This is a genomic window from Streptomyces sp. NPDC046716, assembly GCF_040645755.1.
GTDB lineage: Bacteria > Actinomycetota > Actinomycetes > Streptomycetales > Streptomycetaceae > Streptomyces.
Window position 1 is genome coordinate 126,305 of sequence record NZ_JBEYYU010000016.1, and the last position, 18,022, is coordinate 144,326.

Here is an 18,022-nt window from a genome sequence, read left to right on the forward strand (position 1 = left end):
CGAGATGAGCGCCGAGGAACGGCAGCGGGAGATCGTACGCGCGGCGCGCCGCACCGGCAGTGTCGACGTCACCGAGCTCGCGGCCGAACTGGGCGTCGCCAAGGAGACGGTCCGCCGCGATCTGCGCGCCCTGGAGGACCACGGTCTGGTCCGGCGCACGCACGGCGGGGCGTACCCGGTGGAGAGCGCCGGGTTCGAGACGACGCTCGCGTTCCGCACCACCATGCACGTACCGGAGAAACGGCGGATCGCGACGGCCGCCGCCGAACTGCTCGGCGACGCGGAGACGGTCTTCGTCGACGAGGGGTTCACCCCGCAGCTCATCGCGGAGGCGCTGCCGCGCGACCGGCCGCTGACCGTCGTCACGGCGTCCCTGTCCACGGCGGGCGCGCTGGCCGAGGCCCCGAACACCTCGGTCCTGCTGCTCGGCGGGCGGGTCCGCGCGGGCACGCTCGCCACCGTGGACCACTGGACGACGAAGATGCTCGCCGGCTTCGTCATCGACCTCGCCTACATCGGCGCCAACGGCATCAGCCGCGACCACGGTCTGACCACCCCCGACCCGGCGGTCAGCGAAGTCAAGGCACAGGCGATCCGGGCGTCACGGCGCACGGTCTTCGCGGGCGTGCACACCAAGTTCGGCGCGGTCAGCTTCTGCCGGTTCGCGCCCGTGGGCGCCCTGGAGACGATCGTGACGAGCACGCAGCTGCCCGTCTCCGAAGCACACCGCTACTCACTGATGGGCCCGCAGGTCATCCGCGCCTGACTCCCCGAACCGACCGTCAGCTTCCGTGCCGCGCACGGAAGCCGGACCCGCACACCCGTCAGCGGAGCGACTCATCCCTATACGCGACAGAAGTCCAGGAGCATCCATGCGAACCCAGAGCCGACGGAGGCCGCCGGGCGCCCTGCTCGCGACGGCCGCCGCAGGGACGCTGCTCACCCCTCTGCTGTCCGGCTGCTGGGCCGGAGCGGGCGGGCTGGGGGGCGGCGACTCCATCAACGTCCTGATGGTGAACAACCCGCAGATGACCGAGTTGCAGAAACTCACCGCCAAGCACTTCACCCGCGAGACCGGCATCAAGGTGAACTTCACCGTGCTGCCGGAGAACGACGTCCGCGACAAGATCAGCCAGGACTTCGCCAACCAGGCGGGCCAGTACGACGTGGCGACGCTCTCCAACTACGAGATCCCGATCTACGCCCGCAACGGCTGGCTGCACGAACTGGGCCCGTACGTGAAGAAGGACCCGGGCTTCGACCAGCAGGACATCCTCGCGCCGATGCGCCAGTCGCTGACCGGCGACGACGGCAAGCTCTACGGCGAGCCCTTCTACGGCGAGTCGTCCTTCCTCATGTACCGCAAGGACGTCTTCGCGAAGAAGGGCCTGAAGATGCCCGCGCACCCGACCTGGAGCCAGGTCGCGGACCTCGCGGCGAAGGCCGACGGCGCCGAGTCCGGCATGAAGGGCATCTGCCTGCGCGGCCTGCCCGGCTGGGGCGAGCTGATGGCGCCGCTGACGACGGTGGTGAACACCTACGGCGGCACCTGGTTCGACAAGGACTGGACCGCGCGCCTCGACGACAAGGGCTTCAAGGAGGCGACCCGCTTCTACGTCGACCTGGTGCGCAAGCACGGCGAGTCGGGCGCCGCCCAGTCCGGGTTCGCCGAGTGCCTCAACAACCTCACCCAGGGCAAGACCGCCATGTGGTACGACGCCACCTCGGCCGCGGGCTCCCTGGAGTCGGCCAAGTCGCCGGTCAAGGGCAAGATCGGCTACGTCGCCGCGCCCACCGAGAAGACGAAGTCCAGCGGCTGGCTGTACACGTGGGCGTGGGGCCTGCAGAAGGCGTCCCCCAACCCCGACAAGGCCTGGAAGTTCATCTCCTGGGCGTCCGGCAAGGAGTACGAGAAGCTGGTCGGCGAGAACTTCGGCTGGGCCAACGTGCCCGCGGGCAAGCGCGCGTCGACGTACGACATCCCGCAGTACCGTTCCGAGGCCGCCGCCTTCCAGGACCAGACCCGCGCCGCCATCGAGGGCGCCAGGCCGCGCGATCCGGGCGTACAGCCGCGGCCCGCGCCCGGCATCCAGTTCGTCGGCATCCCGGAGTTCACCGACCTCGGCACCAAGGTCTCGCAGGAGATCAGCGCGGCGATCGCCGGACGCCAGTCCGTCGACTCGGCCCTGGAGAAGTCCCAGAAACTCGCCTCCGAGATCGCGAAGGAGTACGAGGGCCGATGACGACCGTGACCTCGGCCCCCGTGGCCGCCCCGCAGACCGCCGCGAACCGGCGCCCTCCCCAACGGCTGCGCGCCTGGGCCACCCGGGCGCCCCTCCTGCCCGCCCTGATCTTCATGATCGTCGTCACCCAGCTGCCCTTCGTGGCCACGCTGGTGATCTCGTTCTTCGACTGGAACGCCCTCTACCCCGACGCCCGCCACTTCGCCGGCTTCGCCAACTACTCGGAGGTCCTCACCGACCCCGATCTGCGCAAGTCGGTCCTCACGACGATCTTGCTCACGGTGAGCGTGGTCGTGGTCAGCCTGGTCGCGGGCCTGGCGCTCGCCCTCCTCCTGGACCGGAAGTTCAGAGGCCGCGGCATCGTCCGTACGCTGCTGATCGCACCGTTCCTCGTCGTGCCCGTGGCGGCCGCGCTGCTGTGGAAGCACGTCCTGTACAACCCCGAGTACGGCCTGCTCAACGGCCTGCTGCACTACGTCGGCGGCCCCCAGCCCGACTGGATATCGAACACGCCGCTGCTCGCCGTGGAGATGTCGCTGATCTGGCAGTGGACCCCGTTCATGATGCTGATCCTGCTCGCGGGCCTGCAGTCACGCTCCGCCGAGCAGATCGAGGCGGCCCGGATGGACGGCGCGAGCCCCTGGCAGATCTTCCGCCATCTCACCCTCCCCCACCTGCGCCGCTATCTCGAACTCGGCGCCCTGCTCGGCTCGATCTACATCGTGCAGAACTTCGACGCGGTGTTCACCCTCACCTCCGGCGGCCTGGGCACGGCCAACCTGCCCTACACCGTCTACCAGACCTTCTACCAGGCCCACGAGAACGGCCTCGCCTCCGCGGCGGGCGTCCTCGTCGTCATCGGCTCCATCATCATCGCGACGTTCGCGCTGCGCGTCGTGTCGTCACTGTTCCGCGAGGAGGTGGGCCGCGGATGAACTTCGCAACGGTCCTCAAGGGCAAGGGACTCGGTCTCGTCGCCTGGCTGCTCGGCATCGTCTTCTTCCTGCCGATCGCCTGGATGGCCCTGACCTCCTTCCACTCGGAGGAGAACGCGGCGACCAACCCGCCGTCCTTCGCCGCCGCGCTGACCCTCGACGGCTACCGCGACTTCTTCGGCGCGGGCGGCGGCGCGAGCCCCTGGCCGGCGCTGATCAACTCGCTGGTGGCGTCGCTCGGTTCGACCCTGTTCGTGCTGCTCCTCGCGCTCCCGGCCGCGTACGCCCTGTCCATCCGGCCGGTGAAGAAGTGGACGGACGTCCTGTTCTTCTTCCTGTCCACGAAGATGCTGCCGGTCGTGGCCGGTCTGCTGCCGATCTACCTCTTCGCGAAGAACACGGACTTCCTCGACAACATCTGGCTCCTGGTCATCCTCTACACGTCGATGAACCTGCCGATCGCGGTGTGGATGATGCAGTCCTTCCTCGCCGAGGTCCCGGTCGCGGTGATCGAGGCGGCGCAGATCGACGGCGCCCGGCTGCCCACCGTCCTCACCCGGGTCGTGGCGCCCATCGCGCTGCCCGGCATCGCGGCGACGGCCCTGATCTGCTTCATCTTCAGCTGGAACGAACTTCTCTTCGCGCGGGTGCTCACCGGGGTCGTCGCCCAGACCGCGCCCGTCTTCCTGACCGGCTTCATCACCAGCCAGGGCCTGTTCCTGGCGAAGGTGTGCGCCGCGTCGCTCGTGATCTCCCTGCCGGTGCTCGCCGCGGGGTTCGCCGCCCAGGACAAGCTGGTCCAGGGCCTGTCGTTGGGAGCAGTGAAATGAAGGCAGCGATCGTCGAGTCGGTCGGCAAGGTCACCGTCGGCGAGGTGCCCGACCCCACGCCGGGGCCCCGGGACGTGGTCGTCGAGGTCGCGGCCTGCGGACTGTGCGGCACCGATCTGCACATCCTCCAGGGCGAGTTCGCGCCCACGCTGCCGGTGGTGCCGGGCCACGAGTTCGCCGGCACGGTCGCCGAGGTGGGCCGCGACGTCACGGAGGTCCGGGTGGGCGACCGGGTCGCCGTCGACCCCTCCCTGCACTGTCACGAGTGCCGCTTCTGCCGGGCGGGCCGCGGCAACCTGTGCGAGCGGTGGGCCGCGATCGGCGTGACCACGGCCGGCGGCGCCGCCCAGTACGCCCTGGCCCCCGCCGCCAACTGCGTCCGCCTGCCCGACCACGTACGCACCCAGGACGCGGCCCTCATCGAGCCACTGTCGTGCGCGGTGCGCGGCTACGACGTGCTGAACTCCCGGCTGGGCGCGCACGTGCTGATCTACGGCTCCGGGACCATGGGCCTGATGATGCTGGAGCTCGCCAAGCGGACCGGCGCGGCGAGCGTCGACGTCGTCGACCTGAACCCGGACCGGCTCGCCACGGCCCAGCGGCTCGGCGTCTCCGCGTCGGCGGCGGGCCCCGACGAGCTGGACCGGCCCGAGGGCTGGGACGTCGTCATCGACGCGACCGGCAACGCGGCGGCGATCCAGGACGGCCTCGGCCGTGTCTCCAAGGCCGGTACGTTCCTCCAGTTCGGCGTCGCCGACTACGCGACCCGGGTGACCATCGACCCGTACCGCATCTACAACCAGGAGATCACCATCACCGGGTCGATGGCGGTCCTGCACAGCTACGAGCGCGCGGCCGAACTCTTCGCGGGCGGCGTGCTCGACCCGGACGTCTTCATCAGCGACCGGCTCCCGCTGGACAGTTACCCGCAGGCCCTCGACCAGTTCGCCTCCGGGGTGGGCCGGAAGATCGTCGTGGTCCCGTAGCGGACCGGTCGGGAACGGTTCAGGAGCGGCTCAGCCAGGTGTGGGCGGCGATCACCAGCGCCTCCACGCCCGTGCTGAGCGTGGGCTCGATCTGCGGGGCGAAGAACGGCGAGTGGTTGCTGGGGAGTTCGTCCATGCGGCCCTCCAGGAGGGCGGCGATCGTCGGGTCCGGGTCGAGACCGCCCCAGAACCAGAAGACGGTGGGCACCTTCAGGACGTCGCCGAACACGCCGACGTCCTCGCTGGCGGTGACGAGCGGCAGGGTGTGGATGCGCTGCTCGCCGAAGTGATCGGCGAAGGCGGCGATCGTGGCCTCCGTCGCGCCGGGGTCGCTGACCAGGGCGGGCGCGGCGGCGGACCAGACCAGATCGGGCTCCGCGACGGCGTTGCCCGCCGCCGACTCGGCGCGCACGATCCGCTCGACGGCGGCGCGGACCAGGTCGCGGGTCTGCGGGGTGTAGGTCCTGATGTTGATCCCGAGCTCGGCCCGGTCCGGAATGATGTTGTCCTTCGTGCCCGCCTGGAGCCGGCCGACGGTGACGACGGCGGGCTCGGACGGGGAGACCTCGCGGGCGACGATGCCCTGGAGCCGGGTGACGACGTGCGCGGCCGTCAGGACCGGGTCGACGGTCGCCTCGGGCCGTGAGCCGTGGCCGCCACGGCCGTGCAGGGTGACGTGCAGGGAGTCGGCCGCCGCCATGACGGGGCCCGTGCCGTACCCGATGAAGCCCGCGGGCAGCGGCCCCACGTGCTGGCCGAGGACGATCTCCGGGGCGGGGAACCGCTCGAAGAGGCCGTCGTCGATCATGCCCTGGGCGCCTACGGCGAGTTCCTCGGCGGGCTGGAACACGACCAGCAGGGTCCCCGACCACGCGTCGCGGGCCTGCGCGAACAGGGTGGCGGCGCCGACGAGGCAGGTGGCGTGCATGTCGTGGCCGCAGGCGTGCATGACCGGGACCTCGCGGCCCTCGTGGTCCACGGCACGGGCCGTGCTCGCGTACGGCAGGCCGGTCTTCTCCTCGACGGGCAGTGCGTCGAAGTCGGCGCGGAGCATGACCACGGGCCCCTCGCCGTTGCGCAGCACGCCCACGACTCCGGTGGTGCCGACGCCCTCGGCGACCTCGTCGAACCCGGCGTCGCGCAGCCGTCCCGCGAGCAGTCCGGCCGTCCGGGTCTCCTGGAGGGACAGCTCCGGATGCCGGTGCAGGTCCTGGTAGAACGCGGCCAGATCCTCCCGGATCCGCGCCAGTCCCCCGGTCACCGACTGAACGTGCGCCATGGCCAGGCCTCCTGGTGTCTCGACGCGCCCACCGTACGCCGGTGGCCGCCCGCGGGCGCGGGCGGCCACCGCTGTTCGGTCGTACGGCGCGCGGGGCGCCGCGGCCCCGGCTAGAGGGCCTGCGCCGCGGGCTTCACCATGCCGCGCACGGTCCGCGACTTCACGAAGTCCCCCATCGCGGTCATCTCCCACTCGCCGGTGAACTGCTTGATGAGCTTGGCCATCATGACGCCCGTCTGCGCCTCGGCGTTCGTGAGGTCGAAGCGGACCAGCTCCTCGCCCGTCGCCGCGTCGAGCAGTCGGCAGTACGCCTTGGCGACCTCGGTGAACTTCTGGCCCGAGAACGAGTTCACCGTGAAGACCAGGCCCGTGACGTCCTGCGGGAGCCGGCCCAGGTCGACGACGATCACCTCGTCGTCACCGCCGCCCTCGCCCGTGAGGTTGTCGCCCGAGTGCTTGATCGCGCCGTTCACGATCGACAGCTTGCCGAAGTAGCAGCTGTCGATGTGATTGCGCTGCGGCCCGTACGCGATGACCGACGCGTCCAGGTCGATGTCCTTGCCGCGGTAGGCGGGCTCCCAGCCCAGGCCCATCTTGACCTGGCTCAGCAGCGGCCGGCCCGCCTTGACCAGGGACACCGTCTGGTTCTTCTGGAGGGAGACCCGCCCCTTGTCCAGGTTGATCTTCCCGGCGCCCGGAGCGGGGGCCGGCGGCGCCGCGGGGGCGGCGGGAGCGGCCGGGGCGGCGGCCTGCGGCGGGGGCGGCGCGAGGCGCGGGTCGACCGGCGGCGTGGTCGGCGGGGGCGGCGCCGTCACCGGGGCGGCCGGGGCGGGGGCGGGCGCGGCCTGGGCGGGCGCGGCCGGGGCCGCCGGCTCCTCCTCCACGGAGACGCCGAAGTCGGTGGCGATGCCCGCCAGCCCGTTCGCATAGCCCTGGCCCACCGCGCGGGCCTTCCACGCGCCGTTCCTCAGGTACACCTCCATGACCACCAGCGCCGTCTCCGCGCCGAGCTGCGGCGGGGTGAAGGTGGCGAGGACCGAGCCGTCGTCCGCGTTGCGAATCGTGGCCGTGGGCTCGATGCCCTGGAACGTCTGGCCGTCGGCGTCCGGGCTCGCGGTGACGACGATCTTCTCGATGCCGGGCGGCACGGCCGAGGTGTCCACGGTGATCGAGTCGGGGGACGTCCCCCCGCCCGACGCGTACGTCACACCGGGCCCGGCGGGCTGGTTGTAGAAGATGAAGTCGTCGTCCGAGCGCACCTTGCCGTCGGCGGTGAGCAGCAGGCCCGAGACGTCGAGCCGCACGGGAGCGGTGACGTCCACCGCCACGCGCTGCGCGGTGAGCGGGATGTTCGAGCCGGGGGTCATAGCGGTCATGCCCCAGGTAACGAGCGGCTCCGCTTTACCGTTCCCTTACCGAAGACTTTTCTACGGTTCTCTCACCCGGACTCACTGCCGCGCCGGTGTCCGCAGGCCTTCCAGCATCAGCCGCCGGTAGCGGGCCACGCCCTGCGGATCGCCGCCGGCCAGCTGCGCCGCCTCGACGACGGCGTGGTTGAGGCGCAGCAGCTCCAGATGGTTGAGGTCGGTGCGCACCTCGCCGGCCTCCTGGGCCGCGGCGAGCAGCTCGGCCGCGGCGGTCTTGAGGCATTCGCCGCACTGGATGACGAGCGGCGCCCCGCTCTCGGCGACGACCGCGCCGAGCAGCGCTTTGAGGGCCTTCACCTGCACGATCTGCTCGCCGAGGTCCCCGAGCCAGGTGAAGAGCGCCTCACCCGGCGGCAGCTCGGCGCCCAGCGTCGTCGCCCGCTCGGCCAGCGCCTCGAAGAGGTCGACGTACACGGCCTCCATGAGGGCCTCGCGCGTCGGGAAGTGCCGGTAGAGGGTGCCCGATCCGACGCCGGCCCGCTTGGCGATGTCGTCCAGCGAGGCCTGGGGCCCCTTCTCGGCGAACGCGACCGCGGCTTCCTTCAGAAGCCGTTCGTAGTTGCGGCGCGCGTCCGCGCGCTGCGGTTTCGCCGGCCGCCCGGCCGCTCCCACCTGGGCCATGTCCGCCTCCTCCGGGGACGCCGTCCAGCACCCCTTGCACAACCGGGGACTGTCTCCGTATGTTAGCCGGAGCTAAACGGAGACAGTCCCCGCTTCTTCTCGCGGGCAGTCCGGGCTGCCCGCGCGCTCCTCAACCCACCGTCCCCGTACGGGAGTCGAGCATGTCCTCCGCACCGCCTGCCACGGAATCCACGAGCCCGGGGAAGCGCACCGTAGCGCGTCCGGGCGCCGTCCTCGCCCTCATCGTCACCGCCTACCTGATGGTGGGCCTGGACTCCACCGTCGTGAACGTCGCCCTCCCCGACATCCAAGGCACCCTCGGCTTCACGCCCACCGGCCTGTCCTGGGTCCTCAACGCCTACACCCTCGCCTTCGGCGGCCTGCTCCTGCTGGCCGGCCGCGCGGGCGACATCCTCGGCCGCCGCCGGACGCTGATGACCGGCGTCCTGGTCTTCGCGGCCGCGTCCCTGTGCGGCGGCCTCGCCACCGACGGCGCGTTACTGCTGGCCGCCCGCGCCGTCCAGGGCGTCGGCGCCGCCCTGATCGCACCCAGCACCCTCGCCCTGATCACCACCCACTTCGCCGACGGACCGGCCCGCCACCGCGCCCTCGCCGTCTACTCCTCGATGGCCGGCATCGGCGCCTCCATCGGCCTCGTGCTCGGCGGCGCCCTCACCGACCTCGCGTCCTGGCGCTGGTCGCTCCTCATCAACGTACCGATCGGCGTCGCGCTCGCCCTCGCCCTGCCGCGCGTGGTCCGCGAAACCCCGCGCCGCAGCGGGCGGTTCGACACGTTCGACACCAGGGGGGCCGTCACCGGCACGGCCGGGATGTTCTTCCTCGTCTACGCCTTCCTCCGCGTCTCGGACAGCTCATGGACCGACGCCCGCGCCCTGACCTGCTTCTTCTCGGCGGCGGCCCTGCTCGCCGGATTCCTCTGGACCGAGTCGCGCGCCCGGCAGCCCATCGCCCCGCTCGCCCTCTTCGGGAACCGCGACCGCGCGGCCGCCTACGCGATCATCCTGCTGCTGCCCGCCGGGAACTTCGGCGCCTTCTACTTCCTCACGCTCTACGTCCAACAGGTCCTGGACTACAGCCCGTTGAAGGCCGGATTCGCCTTCCTGCCGCTGACGGTCGCGGTGTTCGCGACGGTGCGCCGCGCGCCCCGCCTGCTCGCCCGCTTCGGCGCCAAGCCGCTCCTGGTCACCGGATCCCTGCTGATGATCGCGAGCAGCGCCTGGCTCAGCCGCCTCGATGCCACCGACGGCTTCGCGACCGGCCTGCTCGGCCCGATGCTGCTGCTCGGCATGGGCGTCGGCCTGAGCTTCATGCCCCTGAACGCCACGATCCTGAAGAACATCACCCCGGCCGAGGCGGGCGCGGCCTCGGGCCTGCTCCAGACGTTCCAGTGGCTGGGCGGCACGCTGGGCCTCGCGGCACTGGTCACGGTGTACGGCACGGCGACGCGTCACGCCCACGGTTCGGCGGACGCGGTCCTGGTGCACGGGGCGACCAGGGCGTTCGGGGTGGGCGCGGTGATCGCAACGGGAGCCCTACTGGTGATCGTGGTGGGACTGCGGCCCCGCAAGGGGCGCGGGGAACTGCACGAGCAACCACACACAGCCGGCACCCGGCAGAAGACCTGACCGGGCAGACGTCCGGCCGGGGTCGAGCGGCCCGAGCCGCTCGACCCCGCTACATCCAGGGCCAGTCCGCGTCCCGCCCCGATTCCAGCAGCGTCACCATCCGGAACGCCGCGTCGGAGAGTCCGCCGAACGTGTGCCGGTGTGCCGAACCGGAGGGCGCGTGGCCCGCCCGGTACCCGGCCAGGTTCCAGGTGTAGACCGGGACCTGCGCCGGGACCTGCCCGGTCGGGTCGCCGTGCCGGCTGTGGTGCGCCTGCTCGTCGGTGACGATGAGCACCCGGTCGTGGCCGCGGTAGTGGCGCCGTACCGCCTCGGCGGTGTTCGTCCCGCCCAGGTTCCCGAAGCGCTCCAGGACCTTCAGGACGGACTCGCCCTTGCGGTACATCACGTCGGTGCTGCCCGTGCCGAACTGCACCAGGTCGGCCCGCTCGGCCCGCAGCGCGAGCGCCGCGCCGAACACCGCGGCCGCGTCCGCCCGGTTGAGCTGCGACCGGTCGGACAGCGGGGCCCACATGGAGCCCGAGCGGTCCACCATGATCAGCGAACGGCCGGGCAGGGACGGCACGTTGGCCAGCGAGTGGCCGAGCGCCGTCTCCAGCGGGTACGCCCAGCGCAGCGACGGCGCGTGCTGGTACGCGGCGAGGTAGCGGAACGGGAACTGCCGCGAGCGCGCCACCTCGGCCGGGTCGGAGACCTTCGCGGCGACCCGGGCCGCGACCTCGTCCGAGACGCCCGCCTCGTCGAAATTGCGGAGGTTGCGGATGAGAGCCATGGAGCCCATGGACGGGATCACGGCCTCCCAGGCCGCCTTGTCCATGGGGCCCTGCAGCCAGCCGGCCAGCGCCTCCCACGTCATGCCCGCCGCCGCGAGCCGCTCGGCACCGTCGGGCGCGAGCAGCACGGCGCGCCGCTCGGCGACCGGCAGCGCCATCAGCTCCCGGTGGGCGAGCAGGACCTCGCTGCCCGCCGGAGGCACGGCCGTGTCGGGGCGGTGACGCCGGTCGAGCGCGTACCGGAACAGCTCGCCCTGCCACGGCTTGGCCGGGTCGGGCGACGCGTGCACCAGGTTGAGGACGTCGCCGAAGCGGTAGCCCTTGGACGCGGTGTCGTACTTCAGGAGCGCCTTGCCGTGGTAGAGGCGGCGCACGGCGTCGGCGATGCCGCGCTTGACGGGCTTGGGGACGGCCCGCCCGTACGTCTGCGTCCAGTAGCCGAGCAGCTCGCCGGGCTCGTCGGGGCGGCGCAGCACGGAGGCGACGACCGCACGGTTCGACGGTCCTTCGCTCGCGCCGGCGTCGAGACGCGCCTTCACGTACTCGGCGGCGCCCACGAGGGACGCGGTGCGCAGGTTCCCCTCGCCGCGCAGCCAGCCGAGCAGGCCCGCGGTCCACTCCGGGTCGGTCACGGCGAGCCCGCGCACGAGCGTGGCGAACCGGTCGTCGCGGTCCGCGCCGTCCTCGTAGAAGGTCCGCTGGGAGACGAAATTGGCGATCGCGAGCAGGAAGAGCTCGGAACGCCTGTCGCGCTCGAATCCACGGCCGCCCTCATGGGTCGGCACGGTGCGGCCCGTGGTCCGTACGGCGGAAAGGACAGCGGCCCGGGCCGGCTTGCGGTTGAAACGCGCCATGCGGAATTCCCCCGAATTCCTTCGGAGGGAGACACGGCGAATGGAGCGTGCCCGAGATCGAGGTCGACGACGGAACAGTCAAGTGCTCTACCCGATTGAGCTACGGCGACCCGAAGTCACCGACGGGATTCGAACCCGCAACCGCCCGATCCAGAAGTAACCGTTGTCTGCGCACCGGGCACGCACCAAGTGCCGCGCCTCCCGAGATCAGACCGGTCACGGCATCGGATTCTGTGAAAGAGAAGTAGCCGTGGCCTTCGCACCGGGAGGTACGAAGAACGACTGTACGGCGGCGCGCATCAGCCGTGCGAGGCAATTATTTTGCGAGAGTTCCCCGCGTGCACCAGGACAGAAATCCAGACTCGCGCCTCGACGACCCGACCACCGCCGAAGGCGTCGCCGACGCCGGTGACCTCGGCTACAGCAAGACGCTCAAGCCCCGCCACATCAGCATGATCGCGATCGGCGGGGCGATCGGCACCGGTCTGCTCTACGGCGCCGGAGGCAATCTCGCCAAGGCCGGGCCCGCGCTCGCGATCGCCTATCTGGTGTGCGGAGTGTTCGCCTTCTTCGTCGTGCGGGCGCTGGGCGAACTGGTGGTGCACCGGCCGTCGTCCGGATCGTTCGTGAGTTACGCGCGGGAATTCCTCGGCGAGCAGGGCGCGTTCGCGGCGGGCTGGATGTACGTCCTGCAGTGGTCGACCGCGGGAATGGCGGACATCACGGCGGCCGCGGTGTACGTGCACTACTGGTCGATGTTCACCTCGGTGCCGCAGTGGGTGCTCGCCGCGATCGCCCTGGGCATCGTCCTCACCGTCAATCTCATCTCGGTGAAGGCGTTCGGCGAGATGGAGTTCTGGTTCGCGATCGTCAAGGTCGCCGCGCTGGTGATCTTCCTGCTGATCGGGATCTACTTCCTCGTCTCGCGCGAGCCCGTCGACGGACACACGGCGGGCGTCTCCCTGATCGCCGACAACGGCGGCATGTTCCCGCTGGGCATCTGGCCGGTGGTGCTGATCACCCAGACCGTGATCTTCGCGTACGCGGCCGTGGAGATGGTCGGTGTGACGGCGGGCGAGACCGAAGATCCGGCGACCGTCGTGCCGCGCGCGGTGAACTCGATCATGTGGCGGGTGGCGATCTTCTACGTCGGCTCGGTCGTGATGCTGACGCTGCTGCTGCCCTGGACGTCGTACTCGGCGAACGAGAGCCCGTTCGTGACGGTGCTGTCGAAGATCGGGGTGCCGTCGGCGGGCGGCATCATGAACCTGGTGGTGCTGACCGCCGCGCTGTCCTCGCTCAACTCCGGGCTCTACACGACCGGCCGCATCCTGCGCTCGATGTCGATGGCGGGTTCGGCGCCGTCCTTCACGGCCCGGATGAGCCGCAGCCACGTCCCGTACGGCGGGATCCTGCTGGTGGCGGTGGTGGCGCTGCTCGGTGTCGCGCTGAACGCGTGGCTGCCCGACAAGGCGTTCGAGATCGTCACCAACATCTCGTCGCTGGGCGTGATCTCCACCTGGTCGATGATCATGATCTGTCATCTGCTGTTCGTGCGCCGCGCCAAGCAGGGGCTGGTGCACCGGCCGGCGTTCCGGCTGTGGGCCTCGCCGTGGATCGAGCTGTCGACGGTCGCCTTCCTGCTCGCGGTCGTCGTCATGATGTGGTTCGACACGGACGGCGCGGGCCGGGACACGGTGCTCACCCTGATCCCGATCGCGGCCGCCCTGCTGATCGGCTGGTACGCGGTGCGCAGGCGGGTCCACCGGATCGCCTCGGAAAGCGAGGCGCCGCCGGTGGACCCGCTGCGGTAGGCGGCTAGCGCTGGCGCTTCCAGGGGCCGGTGATGGCGAGCATGATGCCGGGCGTCTGGATGTTGGCGTACAGGGTGCGTCCGTCGGGCGAGAAGGTGACGCCGGTGAACTCGCTGTACTCCGGGTCGTCCGCGGAGCCGATGTTCAGCTCGTTGCGCGCGATCGGGTACGTGCGGCCCTTCTCGGTCGCGCCGAACAGGTGCTGGACGCCCTCGCCGTCCTCGGCGATGACCAGACCGCCGTAGGGCGAGACGGTGATGTTGTCGGGGCCGTCGAAGGCGCCGTCCTTCGACGGGTCCGGGTTGACGCCGAGCAGCACCTTGAGGGTCAGGGTGCGGCGCTTGGGGTCGTAGAACCAGACCTGGCCGTCGTGCTGGACCGGGCTCTCGGTGCGGGCGAAGGAGGAGACGATGTACGCGCCGCCGTCACCCCACCACATGCCCTCCAGCTTGCGGGCTCGGGTGACCTCGCCGTCCTTGAACTGCTTGCGGGTGGAGACGGTCTTGGCGTCGCGGTCGGGGACCTCGACCCAGTCGACGCCGTAGACGGTGCCGATCTTCGTGGCGCGGGAGAGGTCGTCGACGAACCGGCCGCCGGAGTCGAAGCACTTGAACGCCTGGAGGACGCCCGCGTCGTCGGCGAGGGTGCGCAAGCGACCGCGGCCGTGCTTGAAGCCGTGCGGCGGCACCCAGCGGTAGAGCAGGCCGTTGGGGCTCGAGGCGTCCTCGGTGAGCAGCGCCTGGCCGTTCTTCGGGTCGATGACGACGGCCTCGTGGGCGTACCGGCCGAGCGCCTTGACCGGCTTGGGCGCACGGTTGGCGCGGCGGTCGGCGGGGTCGACCTCGAAGACGTAGCCGTGGTCCTTGGTGAAGCCCTTGGAGCCGGCCTTGTCCTCGGTCTCCTCGCAGGTCAGCCAGGTGTCCCAGGGGGTGGAGCCGCCCGCGCAGTTGGTGGCGGTGCCCGCGATGCCGACCCACTCGGCGACCTCGCCGCCGCGCCGGACCTCGACGACGGTGCAGCCGCCGGCCGCGCCCGGGTCGTAGACGAGGCCCTCGGTGAGCGGCACCGGGTGTGGCCAGTCGGCGCGGGCGCCGGCCAGCTCGTGGTTGTTGACGAGGAGGGTGGTGCCGCGCGGGCCCTCGAAGGTGGCGGTGCCGTCGTGGTTGGACGGGGTGAACTCGCCGGACTCCAGCTTGGTCTTCCCGCTGTAGGTGATGACCTTGTACGAGAAGTGGGCGGGCAGCGCCAGGATGCCGGCCGGGTCGGGGATCAGCGGGCCGTAGCCGACGCCGTGCTCGTGGTCGTGACCGTGACCATGACCGTCGTGGTCGTGGTCGTGACCGTGGTCCGTGGCCGCGAGCGCGTTCGGCGCGGTGGCGAGGGCGCCGACGGAGCCGGCCAGGGCGACTCCGGCACCGGTGGCCGCGGAGCGTCTGGCGAAGTCCCTGCGAGTGAGCGACATGTGGCTGTCTCCCGTGATGATGGTGTGGCGGGGGGCGGGCCTGTTTCGGCCACACGTTCTCGCTCGCGTATAAACGGCGGTTGAACACCGTCCTAAGCCGAGGGGCCCCCTTTCATGACTTCAGTGAACCTGCCGGAATCCGGACGCCGCGTGCTGGTGAGCGGCGCCTCGCGCGGCCTGGGGCGGGCGCTGGCCCGGGCGTTCGCGGCGGGCGGCGACCGGGTGGCGGTGCACTACGGCTCCCGGGAGGCGGAGGCGCGCGCCACCCTCGACTCGCTGGCCGGCGACGGGCATGTGCTCGTCGGGGGCGATCTGTCCGACCCGGCGGGCGCCGCGTCGATCGCCGAGCGGGCCGCGCACGGGCTCGGCGGCCTCGACGTCCTGGTCAACAACGCGGCCGTGAACCTGCCGCACCCGCCCGCGACCACGTCGTACGAGGAATGGTCGGAGCTGTGGCAGCGCCATGTGGCGGTGAACCTGCTCGGCACCGCGAACCTGAGCCACCTCGCGGCCCGGCGCATGATCGACCAGGGCACCGGGGGCCGGATCGTCAACGTCGGGTCGCGCGGCGCCTTCAAGGGCGAGCCGGACCATCCGGCGTACGGGGCGACGAAGGCCGCCGTGCACGCGCTCGGCCAGTCCCTGGCGGTCGCGCTCGCGCCGCACGGGATCGGGGTGGCGTCGGTGGCGCCCGGGTTCATCGAGACGGAGCGGGTGGCGCACCGGCTGACCGACGAGGTGCGGGCGCAGAGTCCGTTCGGCCGGGTCGCCTCGGCGGAGGAGATCGCCGGGGCCGTGCTCTGGCTGGCGTCGCCGGGGGCGCAGTGGGCCTCGGGAACCGTTCTGGACCTCAACGGCGCCTCCTACTTGCGGACCTGACGAACCGGGGAGCGCTTTCCCACAGACATCGGAAGAATCATCGTAAAGAAGGTCAACAGACCCACTACGGCGACAAACCGAAGATTTAGCGCAGAACGCCTTGACCACCTGTCCGGCCGTCACTAGACAGGCCTTGACTGCATCACCGCATCACCCGCCGAGGGGGTGGCGAGCCGAGTGGACGCACGGCGGGCACGCACCCTCCATGAGAGCCGGCTGATGAAGCTGGCCAATGTCACCGGAGTCGGGATCGGAAGGGACGAGCACTCGGGGGCGGACGTGATCGTCGTCTTCGTCTCCCGGAAGGTGCCCCCGGACCGGCTCCCCGCGGACGACATGGTTCCTAAGGAGCTGGACGGCGTACCGGTGCGCGTGCTCGCGATCGGCGACGTCCGGGCCCAGGACGGGCCCTCCGGCGAGCCAAGGGGAAGAGGTGGTCTGGCGTGAGTAGCCAGCCCGAATTGATGCGAGGACCGGCCGGCGGTCAGCTCAGCGACAGCGCCCGTCACCAGGCACAGAGCGACTTCCTGCGGCGCGAACAGCCGCTGGCCAACGTGATCGGCTACGGCCACGGCGTGAAATGGGTCGACGGGCGGCCCACCGGCGAACCGGCCGTCCTGGTCTTCGTGACCCAGAAGGTGCCCGAATCCATGTTGCCCGAGCGGGATGTGATTCCACGTCAGATGGATGACGGCACCCCCACCGACATCCTGGCCGTCGGCCAGATCTCCGCCCAGCGGCGGCAGAGCCGGCCGGGCGCCGGGGCACGTCAGCAGGAGATCGGCTACGGGCCCGACGGCGGCGTCGGCCAGCAGCTCGGCGGCATGAGCCAGCCGGTGCTGGAGGAGCTGGGCGGCCTCGCGACCTTCGAGCCGCAGGTCCTGGTCCGCCGGATGCGCCCCTGCCCGGCCGGTTTCTCGGTCGGCAACGTGGCCATCACCGCGGGCACGCTGGGCAGCGTCGTCTACGACTTCCTGCCGGGCGCCACCGTGGACCCGCCGGGGCCCGGCCTCGGCACCCCGGCCAAGTTCTACGTCCTGTCCAACAACCATGTGCTCGCCGACTCCAACCGGGCGCAGCCGGGCAGCGTGATCCTCCAGCCCGGCACGTTCGACGGCGGCACCAACCCGGCGGACCGGATCGCCACGCTGTCCCGGTTCATCACCATCCAGTTCGCCCCGCAGACGCCGCTCGACCAGCAGAACAACGTGGTCGACTGCGCGCTCGGCGAGGTCCAGTTCCAGGACGCCACGCGCGAGCAGTACTTCAGCGGCGCGCCGCGGGCCTGGCGGCGCAGGGCCAATGTCGCGGTCGGCGACCTCGTGAAGAAGACCGGCCGCACGACGAACATCTCCTTCGGCCGGATCATCGCGGTCGACGCGACGATCGACGTCAACTACGGCACCGCGGGCACGGCCCGCTTCAAGGACCAGATCCTCACCACGAACATCTCGGCCGGCGGTGACTCCGGCTCCCTGGTGACCTCCCTCGACAACGTCGCGGTGGGCCTGCTCTTCGCCGGTTCCTCGCAGGTGACGGTCGTCAACCACATCGAGAACGTCCGCGCGCTGCTGCGCGTCGAGATCGCCGAGCAGCTCGCATAGGGGGTGACGTCATGACCACTCAGGCACGTAGGCAGAAGAGCCCGACCCGCGCCGAGCACCGGTTCCACAACCCGCAGGGCGCGGAGGTCAAGACCCGCGACGAGGCGTTCGCCGCGCCGGCCGACGTGTCCGCCGAGGCGGTGTCCGTCGAGTGCAAGCTGGAGCTGAACAACGGGACGGTCACCTTCGCCATCACCGCGAAGGTCAACCCGAACACGCATCCCTACGTGGTGACCGGCGGGCAGATCACGTCCGGCATCTGCGGTGCCCCGTGGGACATCACGGGCGGCTTCATCGGGGACTCGATCCGGATCGACGCCAAGCGGGCCGGGCAGGGGTCCTGCGCCAACACCGTCACCATCGTCGGGGAGTACCAGAATCCGCCGGCGTACCGGGGCACCTACGGGTTCGACGGGGCGGCGTCGTCCTTCCAGCACACGACGCGCTATCTCTGCTAGCGGGTGCCACGGCGGGCCGGCACTTCTGGCCCCGGCCCGCCGTGCCGGTCCTTCGTCCGCGGCCCTCGTCGTGGCTGGTCGCGCAGTTCCCCGCGCCCCTGAAAGCGAGCTCCGCTCGCTCAGGGGCGCGGTGCGGGGGACCAACGGCAACGCCGTCTGGGTGGACGCGGACCCGCACCCCCAGGGCGCGAAGATCCGTTACGGCACCGCC

General features: G+C 71.1%; 16 protein-coding genes. 11 read left to right on the top strand and 5 right to left on the bottom strand.

All coding sequences use genetic code 11. From position 1 onward, the window contains the following. Positions 1-4 precede the first annotated feature (4 nt). The 5 genes from ABZ930_RS15195 (at position 5) to ABZ930_RS15215 (ending at position 4,994) form a co-directional block, all read left to right on the top strand. Positions 5-766: a DeoR/GlpR family DNA-binding transcription regulator gene (locus ABZ930_RS15195; RefSeq protein ID WP_361547187.1), complete on the top strand. Its 762-nt coding sequence runs from the start codon at positions 5-7 to the stop codon at positions 764-766. Between the two features lie 106 nt (positions 767-872). Further along, positions 873-2,243, top strand: a complete 1,371-nt coding sequence (locus tag ABZ930_RS15200; protein ID WP_361547190.1) for a sugar ABC transporter substrate-binding protein — start codon at positions 873-875, stop codon at positions 2,241-2,243. Continuing rightward, a complete protein-coding gene (locus ABZ930_RS15205) occupies positions 2,240-3,178 on the top strand; it encodes a sugar ABC transporter permease (RefSeq protein ID WP_361547193.1) in 939 nt (312 codons plus the stop codon). Before ABZ930_RS15200 ends, ABZ930_RS15205 begins: the two co-directional genes overlap by 4 nt. Continuing rightward, positions 3,175-4,008 (top strand): carbohydrate ABC transporter permease, encoded by an 834-nt coding sequence (locus ABZ930_RS15210; RefSeq protein WP_361547196.1) that lies wholly within the window; start codon positions 3,175-3,177, stop codon positions 4,006-4,008. Before ABZ930_RS15205 ends, ABZ930_RS15210 begins: the two co-directional genes overlap by 4 nt. Continuing rightward, the gene (locus ABZ930_RS15215) at positions 4,005-4,994 is read left to right on the top strand and encodes a zinc-dependent alcohol dehydrogenase family protein (RefSeq protein ID WP_361547199.1); all 990 of its coding nucleotides are present in this window, start codon (positions 4,005-4,007) and stop codon (positions 4,992-4,994) included. Before ABZ930_RS15210 ends, ABZ930_RS15215 begins: the two co-directional genes overlap by 4 nt. Before the next feature lie 19 nt (positions 4,995-5,013). On the opposite strand, the gene ABZ930_RS15220 is transcribed toward ABZ930_RS15215, so the two are convergent. From ABZ930_RS15220 to ABZ930_RS15230, 3 genes are all read right to left on the bottom strand, one after another. Beyond that, on the bottom strand, positions 5,014-6,273 hold the full coding sequence (locus ABZ930_RS15220; RefSeq protein WP_361547202.1) for an amidohydrolase: 1,260 nt from the start codon (positions 6,271-6,273) through the stop codon (positions 5,014-5,016). 110 nt (positions 6,274-6,383) lie between these two features. Beyond that, positions 6,384-7,640, bottom strand: a complete 1,257-nt coding sequence (locus ABZ930_RS15225; protein WP_361547247.1) for a TerD family protein — start codon at positions 7,638-7,640, stop codon at positions 6,384-6,386. A gap of 81 nt (positions 7,641-7,721) precedes the next feature. Continuing rightward, the gene (locus ABZ930_RS15230) at positions 7,722-8,321 is read right to left on the bottom strand and encodes a helix-turn-helix domain-containing protein (RefSeq protein ID WP_361547205.1); all 600 of its coding nucleotides are present in this window, start codon (positions 8,319-8,321) and stop codon (positions 7,722-7,724) included. A 161-nt stretch (positions 8,322-8,482) separates the two neighbouring features. Between ABZ930_RS15230 and ABZ930_RS15235 the strand changes: the two genes are divergently transcribed. Further along, positions 8,483-9,967, top strand: coding sequence for an MFS transporter (locus ABZ930_RS15235; protein ID WP_361547207.1), 1,485 nt, complete (start codon positions 8,483-8,485; stop codon positions 9,965-9,967). A 49-nt stretch (positions 9,968-10,016) separates the two neighbouring features. Here ABZ930_RS15235 and ABZ930_RS15240 read toward each other — a convergent pair whose 3' ends face one another. After that, the gene (locus ABZ930_RS15240; protein WP_361547210.1) at positions 10,017-11,594 is read right to left on the bottom strand and encodes a TROVE domain-containing protein; all 1,578 of its coding nucleotides are present in this window, start codon (positions 11,592-11,594) and stop codon (positions 10,017-10,019) included. A 338-nt stretch (positions 11,595-11,932) separates the two neighbouring features. Between ABZ930_RS15240 and ABZ930_RS15245 the strand changes: the two genes are divergently transcribed. Then, positions 11,933-13,408 (top strand): amino acid permease, encoded by a 1,476-nt coding sequence (locus ABZ930_RS15245; RefSeq protein ID WP_361547213.1) that lies wholly within the window; start codon positions 11,933-11,935, stop codon positions 13,406-13,408. 4 nt (positions 13,409-13,412) lie between these two features. Here ABZ930_RS15245 and ABZ930_RS15250 read toward each other — a convergent pair whose 3' ends face one another. Then, a complete protein-coding gene (locus tag ABZ930_RS15250) occupies positions 13,413-14,870 on the bottom strand; it encodes an alkaline phosphatase PhoX (RefSeq protein WP_361547216.1) in 1,458 nt (485 codons plus the stop codon). Between the two features lie 114 nt (positions 14,871-14,984). Here ABZ930_RS15250 and ABZ930_RS15255 point away from each other — a divergent pair, with 114 nt between their 5' ends. The 4 genes from ABZ930_RS15255 to ABZ930_RS15270 all read left to right on the top strand — a co-directional run bounded on the left by ABZ930_RS15255 (position 14,985) and on the right by ABZ930_RS15270 (position 17,811). Further along, on the top strand, positions 14,985-15,749 hold the full coding sequence (locus ABZ930_RS15255; protein WP_361547219.1) for an SDR family oxidoreductase: 765 nt from the start codon (positions 14,985-14,987) through the stop codon (positions 15,747-15,749). A gap of 219 nt (positions 15,750-15,968) precedes the next feature. Next, a complete protein-coding gene (locus ABZ930_RS15260; protein WP_361547221.1) occupies positions 15,969-16,196 on the top strand; it encodes a hypothetical protein in 228 nt (75 codons plus the stop codon). Further along, complete coding sequence (locus ABZ930_RS15265) at positions 16,193-17,353, top strand: hypothetical protein (protein ID WP_361547224.1); 1,161 nt, start codon at positions 16,193-16,195, stop codon at positions 17,351-17,353. Before ABZ930_RS15260 ends, ABZ930_RS15265 begins: the two co-directional genes overlap by 4 nt. A gap of 11 nt (positions 17,354-17,364) precedes the next feature. Continuing rightward, positions 17,365-17,811, top strand: a complete 447-nt coding sequence (locus ABZ930_RS15270) for a hypothetical protein (protein ID WP_361547227.1) — start codon at positions 17,365-17,367, stop codon at positions 17,809-17,811. Positions 17,812-18,022: the final 211 nt, after the last annotated feature.

Excerpts from the sequence above, each read along its gene's own strand:
- ABZ930_RS15250 (WP_361547216.1), bottom strand. The coding sequence starts at position 14,870 with ATGTCGCTCACTCGCAGGGACTTCGCCAGACGCTCCGCGGCCACCGGT.
- ABZ930_RS15220 (WP_361547202.1), bottom strand. The coding sequence starts at position 6,273 with ATGGCGCACGTTCAGTCGGTGACCGGGGGACTGGCGCGGATCCGGGAG.
- ABZ930_RS15260 (WP_361547221.1), top strand. The coding sequence starts at position 15,969 with ATGAAGCTGGCCAATGTCACCGGAGTCGGGATCGGAAGGGACGAGCAC.
- ABZ930_RS15240 (WP_361547210.1), bottom strand. The coding sequence starts at position 11,594 with ATGGCGCGTTTCAACCGCAAGCCGGCCCGGGCCGCTGTCCTTTCCGCC.
- ABZ930_RS15215 (WP_361547199.1), top strand. The coding sequence starts at position 4,005 with ATGAAGGCAGCGATCGTCGAGTCGGTCGGCAAGGTCACCGTCGGCGAG.
- ABZ930_RS15235 (WP_361547207.1), top strand. The coding sequence starts at position 8,483 with ATGTCCTCCGCACCGCCTGCCACGGAATCCACGAGCCCGGGGAAGCGC.
- ABZ930_RS15270 (WP_361547227.1), top strand. The coding sequence starts at position 17,365 with ATGACCACTCAGGCACGTAGGCAGAAGAGCCCGACCCGCGCCGAGCAC.
- ABZ930_RS15225 (WP_361547247.1), bottom strand. The coding sequence starts at position 7,640 with ATGACCCCCGGCTCGAACATCCCGCTCACCGCGCAGCGCGTGGCGGTG.
- ABZ930_RS15200 (WP_361547190.1), top strand. The coding sequence starts at position 873 with ATGCGAACCCAGAGCCGACGGAGGCCGCCGGGCGCCCTGCTCGCGACG.
- ABZ930_RS15210 (WP_361547196.1), top strand. The coding sequence starts at position 3,175 with ATGAACTTCGCAACGGTCCTCAAGGGCAAGGGACTCGGTCTCGTCGCC.
- ABZ930_RS15205 (WP_361547193.1), top strand. The coding sequence starts at position 2,240 with ATGACGACCGTGACCTCGGCCCCCGTGGCCGCCCCGCAGACCGCCGCG.
- ABZ930_RS15255 (WP_361547219.1), top strand. The coding sequence starts at position 14,985 with ATGACTTCAGTGAACCTGCCGGAATCCGGACGCCGCGTGCTGGTGAGC.
- ABZ930_RS15230 (WP_361547205.1), bottom strand. The coding sequence starts at position 8,321 with ATGGCCCAGGTGGGAGCGGCCGGGCGGCCGGCGAAACCGCAGCGCGCG.
- ABZ930_RS15195 (WP_361547187.1), top strand. The coding sequence starts at position 5 with ATGAGCGCCGAGGAACGGCAGCGGGAGATCGTACGCGCGGCGCGCCGC.